This window comes from Streptomyces sp. NPDC015139, assembly GCF_043079785.1.
GTDB lineage: Bacteria > Actinomycetota > Actinomycetes > Streptomycetales > Streptomycetaceae > Streptomyces > Streptomyces albidocamelliae.
Map to the genome: position 1 here is coordinate 378,349 of NZ_JBIBUW010000007.1, position 13,609 is coordinate 391,957.

Here is a 13,609-nt window from a genome sequence, read left to right on the forward strand (position 1 = left end):
CGTACGGTCATTCCACCGAGTCCGGCACGAGAGATGCCCGACACGGCCGTGTGCCCGAGTGGTTCAGGGGCTCGCCTGCAAAGCGAGTTACGTGGGTTCGAATCCCGCCACGGCCTCTACTTGCTGACCAGGCACTACATACGGGCGGCATCCCGAACGGGTGCCGCCCGTAAGTGCGTCCGTCTCAGTTTGACCATACGAGCACCCGGCGAACCCGTGGCGATCGCAGTCCTCTTGCTCTCGGTTTACCGATCCGGCGTGCGGGACTGAACGAGTGCGCCCCATGACGCTCCTCACGCGCCCTCGGCGAACTACCCGGATCCCTTGTGGAGTTTTCGAGTTGACACTTAGCGTGACAGTCAGGACTTGGTGTCGACCGGCACACTCTGTGAAAGGGCATGCGAACCGCTGCCAAGCGGGCCAGAAGCGGAGCGGTGTCCGTCGTCGAGATCGAGAACCACTCCTGCCCGGGACCCCATGCGGCTTCGGTCAGACACCGGACTACCCCATGTACCGGGTCTGGTCAGGAGGAGTCCTTGTGACCAGCGCCGTTCTGTCCGAGATGATGGCCCGGGCGCCCGTGCTGATCGCTGTCAGCGTGGTGCTCGTGTATCTCATCGCCTACTTGCTGGCCGTCTTCGTCAACCTGCTGCACTCAGACGCGCAGCGACGGGCTGATGCCGCCGACTTCTTGGATCGGCACCCGCTCAGCCTGCGACGCAAGCAAGGTAAGTAGCCGCGGCCCCCGGAGCCCAAGACTCCGGGGCGGCCCTCCACGCGAACTCACCTATCGCCGGCCGGCTTCCGGATCAGGCCATTCCTCATTCTGGGCGTTCCCGAGCGGGCTGTCATGGGACTGCCTTGGTCGACCACGGCCCTGGCCGCCCGGTATCAGCACATGGTGGACGCCGTACGGATCTGCCCTCCCTGCAAGGCGGGCCGGGCTCATCCCTGGCCCTGTGCGAATGGCCAAGCTACGTAGGGAGAGATCGGGTTGACGTGAGGCCCGCTTACGCTGAGAGGAAAGGCGGTGCCGAAGGCTCGGATTTGCATGCGAGTCGCGTTTGCGCTCCCGGTCTGCGTGACCAGCTTGAAGGCAGTGGATGGGGCGGCTGGCAGTCTGAAGGATTGGAAGCTGTAGCCGTTACGGAACGTTGTCGACACTGCGGCGACTTTCGCGAATCCAATCACCGGAACGCTGAGGCGGTTCCTCCCGATTACTGACGCCTCCCACGATCCATTCGACCAGACCACTATGCAGGACGTCACGGAAATGATCGGTTGTCCATCGGTTGTGCGGAGGATGTCGCGCTCCGTGCTGCATTGGCTCACGTAATCGGCAGCGGCCGCAGAGGCCGAAGGTCCATTCGTGATTGCTGTTGCCGCCATGATGGCGACCGCAAGAAGGTATTCTGCTCGTTTGAGCATGGCATGCATCCCCTCACTGTCAACGGTGTTGCAGTGATGTGTATTGGATGACATCCACTTTCGACGCTACAACGTCGAGGGTAGGCAGGCGACTGGGCAGCAACGGCCGTCTCAGTTCCCGTCTTATTCATCGTCGTCCATGACGGTACCGGCCAGTTCACCCGACCCCGACGGACGCAGGGTCCGGACGGGTCTGGCCCCGGACGAACGAGTCCGGATCATGCGCTGACCAGCCCGGACAACCCCGCCAAGCGAGTTACGTGGGTTCGATTCCCGCCACGGCCTCTGACGTGCGGTTCGGCCCTCGTGGGCCGACGGGCAGTACCGGGCGGCCATGGGTGTCGTTGATGACCGTGGCCGCCGACGCGTACCAGGCGACGAGTCCCGTGGCGATGCCGAACCAGCCGCCCACCTGTGTCACCGTGTGCGGCGGCGCCCCGGTCTGGAAGGCACCGACGGCCAGGAGGACGTAGGTGATCGTCAGCAGCACGAGCACCGCCAGCACGGCGAGGTTGACGCGCAGCGCGGCGACGGCCATGAAGGCGGTGAAGATGCCCCAGCCGAGCAGGAACAGCCCCAGCGCGTTGTGGGCACCGCCGGCGATCTCCAGGCGTGGCGCGAGCCACCAGTAGGACAGCCAGAAGGCGCCGTACGAGACGAACGCCGTGGCACCGAAGGTGTTCCCGCGGCGGAACTCGAACAGGCCGGCGGCGAACTGGGCCAGGCCACCGTAGAACAGGGCGAGTGCCAGCACCGGGATGACCGCGGCGGATTCCTTGAGCAGGTTCGTGTTGATCACGGACAGCAGCAGCGTGGTCAGGGCGAAGCCCGCCAGGCCCAGCGGGGCGGGATCGCCCGCGACCGCGGGGTGCGGCGTCCGCGCGTGTGGCTGCTCCGAGGGGCGGCTCGTCCTCTGGTCGTTCATGACCCGCATCCCTTCGACGTCACAGGGAGTGACTGCTCTCCACTTATGCCACTTGTGTACCCATTTGCCCTACTGGTAGGCGTGCGTGACTCAGGCGATGTGCGGTGCGTGGGTGCTTCAGAGCACTCCGCCGGGTTCGTCGCGGAAGAGGTCGGTCCAGTAGTGCCAGGTCGAGTCCTGGAGGGTGCCCGTGGGGTCCACGGACGCCAGGGTGTGGATCATGGCCGCGGCCAGCTGGTCGTAGGCGGCCGTCGTCAGCTCGTGGCCCAGGTGCCCGTCGATGGTGCGCTCGTGGTGCAGCAGCCACAGGGTGAAGGCGAGGGTCGAGACGTCGGTGTTGAGGGGGTTGAGCGACGCCTCCGGCTCGCTGAAGGTCAGGACCGCGCCGGTCCTGCCGTCCAGTACCAGGCTGTTCTCCTCGGCCAGACGGCCCAGGCGGATCAAGTGGTCGCTGTGGGCCGGGAGTTCGCACAACTCGCCCGGACGATCGCCGTGCTCCCCGGTGACGTACTCGCGCAGGGTCGGCAGCGGGCCGTCCGTGTCGGCGTGGAAGAGGACCGCCTGCTCCGGCAGGCCCGTCTCGCGCAGGAAGCGGCGGGTCGGCTCGTGCGTGAGCGTCACCGGGAGGTCGACCTCCTCGAACCGGACCACCCGGCCGTGGCCGAACTCCTGCTCCAGGACGCGGCCCGGCATCTCCAGGGTGAGGCCGGACACCGTGCCGGGGCCCGCGACCAGCGCGAGGGGGCGGATCAGCGCCGCCGCCTTCCAGTACGGCGGGACCCTGCCGTCCGTGCCCTCCTCGAAGAGCGCGAGGAGCCGGCGGGATGCCTCGGCCACCGCCCGGGGGCCGTACCGGCCCGCCAGGGAGGCGAACCGGCCGCGCAGGCCCGCCAGTTCCTCGGTGACGGCGGCGAACCGCAGGAGCGTGTCCAGTGAGGGGGCGAACGGCCGGGAGCCGGACGGGTCGGGAAGGCGGGCCGTCGTGACCTCGCCCGTGACGCCGTCGAGCAGGATCGACTCGCGCGCCGTGCCGGCCGGGTCGAGGAGTTCGCCGATCACCAGGCGGCCGCGCAGCTCCTCCGCCAGGTGGAAGGGACCGCCGGCGGCGTCGGCGAGCGTGCGCAGGCCGTGCGTGCGCAGCGGCGAGAAGGTCAGTACGTCCGTGCGGGCGGGCAGGCCGGGACCCGCGAGCAGGCCGCGCGTCGGCGCATGCGTGACGTAACGGTCCAGCTCCGCCTCGGTCAGCGTGATCGCCGTCGTCCCGGCGTCGGTCGTGCCCATCGCTCCCCCGCGATCTGCGCCCTCGGTGCCTGTGCGTCCGTGCCCGCGGGGAGACGGCGTCGGTCACGGCGCCGTCGACGGCCGTGCCCGGCGGGTGTCCCCACTGCTCGGCACACTACGCCGCCCCACTGACAACGGCCCTCACGAAGTGGGAGACGCGGGACGGCCCGGCGACGTTCCCCTCGCACGGTGTCCACGGCCGCGCCGGGCTCAGGTGAAGTAGATGCCGCCGAGCACGACGGCCAGCGCCGCCAGGGTGAACAGCAGGATCAGCAGCACCAACTTGCCCACGCCGGGCGGGGGCTCGTAGCGCGGCTCGCCGTCCTCGGCACTCACTGCGCCGTCACGACCGCGGCCTGGGGGCGGATGGGAAGGCGGTTGACCGGCCGGCCGGTGGCCGCGCGGACGGCGGAGGCGATCGCCGCCGGCGCCGTGACCACCGGGACCGCGCTGACCGACTTGGCGCCGAAGGGGGCGACCACGTCCCGCTCCTCGACCAGTTTCACGATCCGGATGTCCGGTGCGTCGAGGGCGGTCGGCAGGGCGTACCCGGTGAGGTCGGGGTGGCGGACCAGCCCGCGCGGGGTGCGCAGGTTCTCGGTGAGGGCGATGCCCACGCCCTGTGTCACGCCCGCCTCGATCCGGGCCGTCAGCTGCGCCGGGTTGAGGACCCGGCCCACGTCCTGGGCGACCGCCAGCTCCACCACCCGTACCGAACCCAGTTCGATGTCGACGTCCACCACCGCGCGGATCGCGCAGAACGCGAGGCCCACGAAGGCGTCACCCTGCCCGGCTGCGTTCAGCGGCTCGGTGGGGTGCGGGCGGCACTGGGCGGTGGCCCACAGCTCCTTGCCCTCCATCGCCTCCGTGACGGTGGTCGACAGCACCCCGTCGTACGACGTGATCTTGCCGTCCGTGATCTGCAGCAGCTCCGTCGACATGCCGAACTTGTGTGCCAGCGGCTGCAGGAGCTGGGTGCGGACCATCTTCGCCGCGCGCTCCACCGCACCGCCCGACACCCAGGTGTGACGGCCCCGGCAGCCCGCGCCGGCCGGCGGCTGGTCGGTGTCGACCGGGGCCACGTGGACTTCCTCGATGCCGAGGGTCTCCTGGACGATCTGCCGGGCGAGGGTGGTGAAGCCCTGGCCCGTCTCCACGGCCGCGCAGAGCACGGTCGCGATCCCGTCGTGCACCTTGACCGTCGCCGTGGACACCTCGTCGGCGCCCTCCGCGCCGAGCATGTGCACCATGCCGAGGCCGTAGCCGACACCCCGGCGCACCGCGCCCGGCTCGCCCGCGCCCTCGGGCCCGCCGGGCAGCAGCCACTCGTCCTCGGGCGTGTCCTTCGGCAGGGCCGGCAGCGGGAAGTCGCGTACCGCCTGGAGGAGTTCGGCGACCGGCGCCGGGCAGCTCACGGTCTGCCCGATCGGCAGCACGTCACCGGTGGCGAGGACGTTCTGCAGGCGCAGTTCGGCCGGGTCCAGGCCCAGCTTCTTCGCCAGCTTGTCCATCTGGGCCTCGTAGGCGGCGCACACCTGCATGGCGCCCTCGCCGCGGACGTGGCCGGAGGGCGGGTTGTTGGTGCGGACCGCCCAGCCCTCGATGAAGGCGTTGGGGACGACGTACGGGCCGCACGCGAAGGAGACGGCGGCGGCCAGGGACTCGGCGGAGGTGTCGGCGTACGCGCCCGCGTCGAGCAGGATCTGCGCCTCGACCTTGACCAGTCTGCCCTCGGCGTCGGCGTGGTGGCGGTAGCGGAGCAGGGTGGGGTGGCGGTGGGCGTGGCCGAGGAAGGACTCCTCGCGGGTCGCCGTGAGCTTCACCGGGCAGCCGGTCCTGAGCGCGAGCAGCCCGAGGGGGAGCTGGAAGCCCTGGTCCTCGCGGTCCGCGGTGGCGCCGGGAACGCCGGTGACGACGATCTTCACCTGATCGGGGGACAGGCCGTAGCAGGCGGCCGCCGTGTTGCGGTCGGCGTGCGGGTCGGTGGAGGCCAGATACAGCTCGACACCGCCGTCGGGGCGGGGCACGGCGAGGCCGGCCTCGGCGCCGATGGGGGCGGGGTCCTGGCGGCCGATGCGGTACAGGCCCTCGACGACGACCTCGCCGATCGCCTCCGGGTCGCCGTGGTGCAGCGGGATGTGCCGGATCAGGTTGCCGTCGGGGTGCAGCGGCTCGGCCTCGAAGGCCTGCTCGGGGTCGGTGACCGGATCGAGCACCTCGTACTCGACGATGACGGCCGCGGCGGCCATGCGCGCGGTGTCCGGGTGGTCGGCGGCGACGGCCGCGATGGGCTCGCCGTGGTGCCGTACGACCTCGGAGGCGAACACCGGCCGGTCGGGGACGCCCCGGCCGTGGCGGGGGGTGCCGGGCACGTCCTCGTGGGTGACGACGGCGCGCACGCCGGGCATCTCGCGCGCGTGGGAGGTGTCGATGGACACGATGCGCGCGTGCGCGTGCGGGGAGCGCAGCACGGCCGCCCACAGCAGGCCCTCGGCCCACAGGTCGGCCGCGTAGGGGAAGGTGCCCTCGGTCTTGGCGCGGGCGTCGGCGTGCGGCAGGGAGGCGCCGATGCCGTGCGGCAACGGATCGGGCGCGGGGGCGGGTTCCGCGGCGGTGGTCGCGATGCCGGCTTCGTTGCTCACGCCTGGCCTCCGTCCTGGCCGTAGTGCTGGTCGTGCGGGCCCTGCGTGCCGTACGGGTCCGGCGCGTCGTACGGGTCCGGCCTGTCGCCGTAGCCGTCCGGGCCGTCGCCGTAGCCGCCCTGGGTGTCGCCGTAGCCGCCGGGAGCCGTGTGCGGGGTGCCGAACGCGCCCGGTGCCTCGAACGCCGACGGGTGGACGCCTCCGGAGCCGGGGCCCGCCTGGTGCGGGATGCGCGCCTCGTCGGGGTCCGCCCCGGCGCCGGCGTGCGTGGCCTCGCGTTCGGCGACGACCTCCTTGACGGCGTCCAGGACGCCCCGGTAGCCGGAGCAGCGGCACAGGTTGCCGCACAGGGCCTGCCGGGTCTCCAGCTCGGTGGGCGCCGGGTTGCCCTCCAGCAGGTCGTGCACGGTCATCGCCATGCCGGGCACGCAGAAGCCGCACTGCACGGCACCGCACCGGGCGAGCGCGCGCTGCACGTCGGAGGGCCGTCCGTCGGCGGCCAGGCCCTCGACCGTGCGCACCTCGCTGCCGGCCGCGGTGACCGCCGGGACCAGGCAGGAGGCCACCAGGCGCCCGTCGACCTGCACGTTGCAGGCGCCGCACTCGCCCTGCGAGCAGCCGTCCTTGGCGCCCGCGAGGCCGAGCCGTTCCCGCAGGACGTACAGCAGGGACTCGCCGACCCACGCGTCGGTGACGGGCCGGTCGGCGCCGTTGACGCGCAGGACGTAGGAGGCGAGGGGGTGGTCGTCGTGCGGCGGGAGCGACTCGGCGGCCGCGTCCTCGGCGGCGTCCCCGGGGGACGCGGGAGAGTCCTCGGCCGGGGCGGGCGTGTCGGCCGGCCCCTCGGGGGCGTCGGTGACGTCCGCGGCGTCGGCGTCCACGGCGTCGGCCGCATCCGCCGCCGTGGCGGCCTGCGGCGCGTCGGCCGGGGCTCCGGGGTCCTCGTGACCTGTCGGGCCGTCAGCGGGGCGTTCAGGGCCCTCCGCGGGGTCGTGGGCGTCCGCTGCCGGGCCGGCGGAAGGCGCGGCCTGGGCGGGCAGGTCGTCCCGGCCCGTGCCGGGGTGGCCGGGGTGCCGCGCGGCCGCGTCGAGGCCGTACCGCTCCGCCGGGACCTCGGGGACGTATCCGTCGGTCGCGGGCGCGGGGCCCGCCGGGTGGGCGCCGGTGTGGTCGGGCTCAGCCGGGGCCTGCGGGCCGGGCTGCGCCCAGGCCGTGCCCGCGCCGTCCGTCGCCCAGGGCGCGGGCGCGCCGCCGGGCAGGGTGGCCGGCGCGCCGCCGCCCCACTGCTCGACCAGGGAGGACGTGGTGAACTCGCCGGACTCGTCCGGGAGGTCGCCGCCGGCGACGGGGATGGACCACTGTCCGGTGACGTCGTGCCCGGGGCCGGCCGGGGCGGGCTCCTCGAAGGTCCAGTGCTGCGTGGCGCCCGGCCGGTAGGTGAACCGGTCGTCCGGGTCCGGGGCCTGTGCCGGGTCCGCGGCGTTCGGGTCGGGCCACCGGTCGCCGCCGTCGGGCGTCGCCCAGGTGCCGGTGGCGGCGGGGTCGCCAGTCCCGGGGGCGACCGTTATCTGCGGCGGCACATAGCCGTGACCGGGTGCCGCCAGCGGGCTGTCGCCGGACAGCAGGGCCTCGATGCCGCCCTCGGGGAGCTTGACGAAGGCGGTGGCGCCGTCGTCGTAGTCGCCCTGGGGCAGCGGGTTCCAGCGTCCGCCGCCCTGGGACGTGCCCTCTCCGTGCTGGTCGTCGGTCACGACAGTGCCCTCCCCAGTGCTCGTCGGGCCAGCGCGGCGACGGTGCGCCGCAGGTGCAGTACGGCGGGCGGAAGCGGTGCCACCGAGCCGTCGGGCTCGGGGGCCGGGTCAGGGATGCAGGCCGCGGCGACGTACTCCCCGAAGGCGTTCAGCGCCTCGGGGACGAGCGCACGGTCGTTGTCCCAGTCGATGAGGCGCGCGACCCACTCCTCGGCCTCCAGCGGCCTGAGCGGCATCGGCGCTATGGCCCCGACCGCGCAGCGCACACCGCGCCGGGCGGGGTCGAGGACGACGGCCACGGAGGCGACCGCGCGGCCCGGTCCGGTGCGGCCGGTCGCCTTCAGGAAGACCTGCGGGGCGTGCAGCAGCGGCACGCGCACGTAGCCGATGAGTTCGCCGCCCTGCAGCATCTCCACGCCGGCCAGCAGGTGCGACACCGGGATCTCCCGGCGGGCTCCGCCCGGGCCCGCGATGATCAGCGTCGCCTCCAGGGCGGCCAGCACGGGCAGCGCGTCCCCGGTGGGGGCGGCCGAGGCGATGTTGCCGCCCAGGGTGCCCGCGTTGCGGATGTGCGGCGGGCCGGCGGCGCGCGCGGCGGCGGCGAGCGCCGGGATCAGGGCCGCGAAGTCGGGGCGGCCCATGCGCGCGTGCGTGAGTCCCGCGCCGAGCAGCGCGTGGCCGTCCTGGTACTGCCAGCCGCGGATCTCGCTGATCCGGCCGAGGCCCACCAGGGCGGCGGGCCTGAGCTGTCCGGAGTTGACGGCGGCCATCAGATCCGTGCCGCCCGCGACGGGGACCGCGGCGGGCATGGCGGTGAGGGCCGCCACGGCCTCGTCCAGCGTCGTGGGCAGCGTGACGGCCTGCGCCGCCTGCGGTGCGTGCGTGGTCAAACCGGCTGCCCCTTCCCGATGCCCCACCTGGTCCCACCTGTGTGGCCGTACGGTACGTGCTCACAGGGCGGACGTGGCAACTCTGGCACATCTTCGCGAGGCCCGAACGCGGGGGTCCGCTAGGAGGCATTCGCCCACCTCATCGAGGAGATGGTCCGTTTTCGCACGGCATCACCGGTGCGGGAGGATTGCCTCTCTTCGGTGACGCTTGAGCCCTTTTCCCCTTACGTGTTCGGGGGCCGCCCCTCGAGGGGACGGCCGAGCACACCGGGGCGCCGCTGCCACGGCAGCGGCCCGGTCGGCGGTCGGTAGGCGACCCCGAGGGCGTCAAGTCGCCGGTAGTGGGAGGTCATCCGGCGTTCGAAGTCCGCGAAGTCCCGTTCCGCCGGGGCGGGCAGCGACCGCCAGGCCACCTCGGCGAAGGCCGCGAGGCGCGGGAAGGTCTGGTAGTCCACGCGCGCACTGTCCTCCATCACCTCCGTCCAGACGTTCGCCTGGGTGCCGAGGACGTGTCCGGCCTCCTCCTCGGTCAGCCCGGCGGGAACGGGTTCGAACCGGTAGACGTCCTCCAGGGTGCGCACGTAGGCGATGGGCACCGGCTCGTCCTCGCCCGGGGCCTGACGGTAGTCCAGGTACACGTACTGCTCGGGGCACATGACGACGTCGTGACCGGCGCGGGCGGCGGCGACACCGCCCGCGTAGCCCCGCCAGGAGGACACGGCCGCGTTCTTGGCGAGGCCGCCTTCCAGGATCTCGTCCCAGCCGATGAGGCGGCGTCCGCGCGCGGACAGCCACGCGTCGAAGTGCCCGATGAACCAGGACTGGAGCTCCTCCTCGTCGGCCAGGCCGAGTTCCGCCATGCGGGTCTTGGCGGCCGGTGACGCGCTCCACTGCTCCTTGCGGCACTCGTCGCCGCCGACATGGACGAACTCCGACGGGAACATTTCCAGGATCTCCTCGAACACCCCCTCGTAGAAACGCAGTGTGGTGTCGGTGGGGGCCAGGACGTTCGAGGAGATGCCCCAGTCGTCCCAGACGGTGAGGGCGGCGGTGTCGACGACGTCGGTGTTGCCGAGTTCCGGGTACGCGGCGATGGCGGCCTGCGAATGGCCCGGTACGTCGATCTCCGGGACGACGGTGATGTGCCGCTCGGCGGCGTAGGCGACGATCTCCCGGATGTCGTCCTGGGTGTAGTAACCCCCGTGCGGCTTCTCCTCCCACAGGGGTGAGGCGCGGTGACCGAATCTCGTCCGCGCGCGCCAGGAGGCGGTCTCGGTGAGCTTCGGACGGCGCTTGATCTCGATGCGCCAGCCCTGGTCGTCCGTCAGGTGGAAGTGGAGGACGTTGAGTTTGTGGGCGGCCATCAGGTCCAGGTAGCGCAGCACGCCTTCCTTGGGCATGAAGTGCCGGGCCACGTCGAGGAGGAGCCCGCGCCACCGGAAACGGGGGGCGTCCGCGACGGTGACGGCGGGCAGCTCCCAGGCGTCCCGCGCCGAGACCGGCGCCCGGCGGAAGGCGTCGGGGCCGAGCAGCTGACGGAAGGTCTGGGCACCCCAGAACACCCCCGCCTCACCGGCTCCGTCGATGGCGACGCCCTGGCCGTCGACCGTCATCCGGTACGCCTCGGGGCTGCCGAGTTCCGCGGCCAGGGCCGGGACGATCCGCAGCCGGACGCGCGTGCCCTCGCCGGCGTGCGGAGCCAGCGGACATCCGGTCGCCGCGCCGACGGTCGTACGCAGCCACCGCGCGACCCGCTCGGTGCCGGCACTCGCCTCGATCCCCGTCCCCGCGTCGATGACACACCCCTGGCCGCCGCCGGGCAGCGCGGCGGAGAGGCGGCCGGGCGCCGGGACGAGCCCCACGTCGAAGCCGTGGAACAGCTCGTAAGGAATCGCATCCACCATGTCCGTCCTTCACCGCTCCGTCCGGCCCCGGCACCAGGCGTCGCGGGCCGGCACATGACCACGTGCCGTTGCAGTATGCGCAATGGCTGTTTCGCCATGCACAACACCTGGGAGGCTAGGGACTACGGGAACCCACCGACAAGAGGTCTCCACCACTTGGGACCGGAAAACGCGAAGGCCCCCGGGGCGCGTGCGAACGCGCCCCGGGGGCCCGCGGAGACCTCGGGCGGGCGGCGGGACTACTTGTCGCCGCCCTTGCCCTTGCCCTTGTCGTCGCCGCCACTGCCCATGGACTCGTAGATCTCCTTGCACATGGGGCACACGGGGTACTTCTTCGGGTCGCGGCCCGGCACCCAGACCTTGCCGCAGAGCGCCACGACGGGGGTCCCGTCGAGGGCGCTCGCCATGATCTTGTCCTTCTGGACGTAGTGGGCGAAGCGCTCGTGGTCGCCGTCGCCGTGGGACACCTGCGGCGTCGGTTCTACGAGGGTCCCCGTACCAGTCCCGCGCTCGGGCTCAAGAGTGCTCATACCGCCCAGGGTACTGAAAGCTCACACGCATCAGTTGAGCGAAGGGTCGTCCGGATACGTGGCCACCATCGCCAGCTCGTTGCGCTGGCGGCGCAGCACCTCGCGCCACAGTCTCTCGGGGGCCGGCGAGGAGACGTCACCCGGCTCGGACTCGACCACGTACCAGGCGCCCTCGACCAGCTCGTCCTCCAGCTGACCGGGCCCCCAGCCGGCGTATCCGGCGAAGATCCGCAGGGAGCCCAGGGCCGAGGCGAGCAGCTCCGGGGGGGCCTCCAGGTCGACCAGGCCGATGGCGCCGTACACCCGGCGCCAGCCGAGGGGCGTGCGGTCGCCGCCCGCGCCGCCCGGGATGACCGCGACACCGAGCGCCGAGTCCAGCGAGACCGGGCCGCCCTGGAAGACCACTCCCGGCTCGCCGGCCAGGTCCGCCCAGCCCTCCAGGATGTCGCCGACGTCCACCGGGGTGGGACGGTTCAGGACGACACCGAGGGAGCCCTCCTCGTCGTGGTCGAGAAGCAGCACGACCGCGCGGTCGAAGTTCGGGTCCGCCAGGGCCGGCGTGGCCACGAGCAGCCGCCCTGTGAGCGAGGACACCTCGGTCATGCCAGACATGATCCCGCATCTTCCCCCGGCGTGGGGAGCCAATCGGGGTCGCGGGAGTGAAGGCAGCTCAGGGCGTGCGGACGCGGTCCCGGCGTACGCCGACGCGCCGGTGACCCCATGTGTCCGATTGGGAACGGTTCGTGTTGTGACACAGCTATGACGCGACTGGGCCGCCCTTGGGCTTACGGACGGGGGGTAATCGGCGATTACCCTGTCTTCCCGGCCTCTGCGCACAGTGATCGGCCGGCCCCTGCCCAACTCATCGGAACGCGAGATTCATGACCGTCAACGACGATGTCCTGCTTGTCCACGGCGGAACCCCGCTGGAGGGCGAGATCCGTGTCCGCGGTGCGAAGAACCTCGTACCGAAGGCCATGGTCGCCGCCCTGCTGGGCAGCGAGCCGAGCCGCCTGCGCAACGTTCCCGACATCCGTGACGTGCGGGTCGTGCGCGGCCTGCTCCAGCTGCACGGGGTGACGGTCCGTCCGGGCGAGGAACCCGGCGAGCTGGTGCTCGACCCGACGCACGTCGAGAGCGCCAACGTGGCTGACATCGATGCCCACGCGGGTTCCAGCCGGATCCCGATCCTGTTCTGCGGCCCGCTGCTGCACCGCCTCGGCCACGCCTTCATCCCCGGCCTCGGCGGCTGCGACATCGGCGGCCGGCCCATCGACTTCCACTTCGACGTGCTGCGCCAGTTCGGCGCGACGATCGAGAAGCGCGCGGACGGCCAGTACCTGGAGGCCCCGCAGCGGCTGCGCGGCACGAAGATCCGGCTGCCCTACCCGTCCGTCGGCGCGACGGAGCAGGTGCTGCTGACGGCCGTCCTGGCCGAGGGCGTGACCGAGCTGTCCAACGCGGCCGTCGAGCCGGAGATCGAGGACCTCATCTGCGTACTGCAGAAGATGGGCGCGATCATCGCGATGGACACCGACCGCACGATCCGCATCACCGGTGTGGACAAGCTCGGCGGCTACACCCACCGCGCCCTGTCGGACCGGCTGGAGGCCGCGTCCTGGGCGTCGGCGGCTCTCGCGACCAACGGCAACATCTACGTCCGCGGCGCCCAGCAGCGCTCGATGATGACGTTCCTGAACACCTACCGGAAGGTGGGCGGTGCCTTCGAGATCGACGACGAGGGCATCCGCTTCTGGCACCCGGGCGGCCAGCTGAAGTCCATCGCGCTGGAGACGGACGTGCACCCCGGCTTCCAGACCGACTGGCAGCAGCCGCTGGTGGTGGCCCTGACCCAGGCCACGGGCCTGTCCATCATCCACGAGACGGTGTACGAGTCCCGGCTGGGCTTCACCTCCGCCCTGAACCAGATGGGCGCCCACATCCAGCTGTACCGCGAGTGCCTCGGCGGCTCCGACTGCCGCTTCGGCCAGCGCAACTTCCTGCACTCCGCGGTCGTCTCCGGACCGACCCGGCTCCAGGGCTCCGACCTGGTCATCCCCGACCTGCGCGGCGGCTTCTCGTACCTCATCGCGGCCCTCGCGGCCGAGGGCACCTCGCGCGTCCACGGCATCGACCTGATCAACCGGGGCTACGAGAACTTCATGGAGAAGCTCATGGAGCTCGGCGCGAAGGTGGAGCTGCCGGGCAAGGCGCTCGGCTAGGCGTTCGCACCGCGCAACGGCAAAGGGCGGCCCCTC

The 13,609-nt window shown here is 72.1% G+C and carries 11 protein-coding genes and 1 tRNA gene; 3 read left to right on the forward strand and 9 right to left on the reverse strand.

Annotated features, from left to right (window positions below):
• Positions 1–44 precede the first annotated feature (44 nt).
• Positions 45–116 (forward strand) — tRNA-Cys (locus ACF08B_RS21680).
• Positions 117–538: 422 nt separating this feature from the next.
• Complete coding sequence (locus ACF08B_RS21685; protein WP_392318841.1) at positions 539–736, forward strand: hypothetical protein; 198 nt, start codon at positions 539–541, stop codon at positions 734–736.
• Between the two features lie 948 nt (positions 737–1,684).
• On the opposite strand, the gene ACF08B_RS21690 is transcribed toward ACF08B_RS21685, so the two are convergent.
• The 9 genes from ACF08B_RS21690 to ACF08B_RS21730 all read right to left on the reverse strand — a co-directional run bounded on the left by ACF08B_RS21690 (position 1,685) and on the right by ACF08B_RS21730 (position 11,954).
• The gene (locus ACF08B_RS21690; RefSeq protein WP_392318842.1) at positions 1,685–2,353 is read right to left on the reverse strand and encodes an acetate uptake transporter; all 669 of its coding nucleotides are present in this window, start codon (positions 2,351–2,353) and stop codon (positions 1,685–1,687) included.
• Between the two features lie 117 nt (positions 2,354–2,470).
• Positions 2,471–3,634 carry an SUKH-4 family immunity protein gene (locus tag ACF08B_RS21695; protein ID WP_392318843.1) on the reverse strand — a complete coding sequence of 388 codons (1,164 nt, stop codon included), beginning with the start codon at positions 3,632–3,634 and terminating at the stop codon, positions 2,471–2,473.
• A gap of 210 nt (positions 3,635–3,844) precedes the next feature.
• Positions 3,845–3,970, reverse strand: coding sequence for a hypothetical protein (locus ACF08B_RS21700; RefSeq protein ID WP_256339566.1), 126 nt, complete (start codon positions 3,968–3,970; stop codon positions 3,845–3,847).
• Positions 3,967–6,276 carry a xanthine dehydrogenase family protein molybdopterin-binding subunit gene (locus tag ACF08B_RS21705; protein ID WP_392318844.1) on the reverse strand — a complete coding sequence of 770 codons (2,310 nt, stop codon included), beginning with the start codon at positions 6,274–6,276 and terminating at the stop codon, positions 3,967–3,969. The genes ACF08B_RS21700 and ACF08B_RS21705 overlap by 4 nt, the downstream gene beginning before the upstream one ends.
• Complete coding sequence (locus ACF08B_RS21710) at positions 6,273–8,027, reverse strand: 2Fe-2S iron-sulfur cluster-binding protein (protein WP_392318845.1); 1,755 nt, start codon at positions 8,025–8,027, stop codon at positions 6,273–6,275. The genes ACF08B_RS21705 and ACF08B_RS21710 overlap by 4 nt, the downstream gene beginning before the upstream one ends.
• Positions 8,024–8,917, reverse strand: a complete 894-nt coding sequence (locus ACF08B_RS21715) for a xanthine dehydrogenase family protein subunit M (RefSeq protein ID WP_093477304.1) — start codon at positions 8,915–8,917, stop codon at positions 8,024–8,026. The genes ACF08B_RS21710 and ACF08B_RS21715 overlap by 4 nt, the downstream gene beginning before the upstream one ends.
• A gap of 224 nt (positions 8,918–9,141) precedes the next feature.
• On the reverse strand, positions 9,142–10,821 hold the full coding sequence (locus tag ACF08B_RS21720) for a beta-N-acetylhexosaminidase (RefSeq protein ID WP_392318846.1): 1,680 nt from the start codon (positions 10,819–10,821) through the stop codon (positions 9,142–9,144).
• A 239-nt stretch (positions 10,822–11,060) separates the two neighbouring features.
• Positions 11,061–11,351 (reverse strand): DUF3039 domain-containing protein, encoded by a 291-nt coding sequence (locus tag ACF08B_RS21725; RefSeq protein ID WP_093696521.1) that lies wholly within the window; start codon positions 11,349–11,351, stop codon positions 11,061–11,063.
• Between the two features lie 30 nt (positions 11,352–11,381).
• A complete protein-coding gene (locus ACF08B_RS21730) occupies positions 11,382–11,954 on the reverse strand; it encodes a YqgE/AlgH family protein (RefSeq protein WP_073900204.1) in 573 nt (190 codons plus the stop codon).
• Between the two features lie 278 nt (positions 11,955–12,232).
• On the opposite strand from ACF08B_RS21730, the gene murA reads away from it, so the two are divergent.
• The gene (murA, locus tag ACF08B_RS21735) at positions 12,233–13,573 is read left to right on the forward strand and encodes a UDP-N-acetylglucosamine 1-carboxyvinyltransferase (RefSeq protein WP_392318847.1); all 1,341 of its coding nucleotides are present in this window, start codon (positions 12,233–12,235) and stop codon (positions 13,571–13,573) included.
• Positions 13,574–13,609 lie beyond the last annotated feature (36 nt).

Excerpts from the sequence above, each read along its gene's own strand:
- murA (WP_392318847.1), top strand. The coding sequence starts at position 12,233 with ATGACCGTCAACGACGATGTCCTGCTTGTCCACGGCGGAACCCCGCTG.
- ACF08B_RS21690 (WP_392318842.1), bottom strand. The coding sequence starts at position 2,353 with ATGAACGACCAGAGGACGAGCCGCCCCTCGGAGCAGCCACACGCGCGG.
- ACF08B_RS21720 (WP_392318846.1), bottom strand. The coding sequence starts at position 10,821 with ATGGTGGATGCGATTCCTTACGAGCTGTTCCACGGCTTCGACGTGGGG.
- ACF08B_RS21730 (WP_073900204.1), bottom strand. The coding sequence starts at position 11,954 with ATGACCGAGGTGTCCTCGCTCACAGGGCGGCTGCTCGTGGCCACGCCG.
- ACF08B_RS21695 (WP_392318843.1), bottom strand. The coding sequence starts at position 3,634 with ATGGGCACGACCGACGCCGGGACGACGGCGATCACGCTGACCGAGGCG.
- ACF08B_RS21725 (WP_093696521.1), bottom strand. The coding sequence starts at position 11,351 with ATGAGCACTCTTGAGCCCGAGCGCGGGACTGGTACGGGGACCCTCGTA.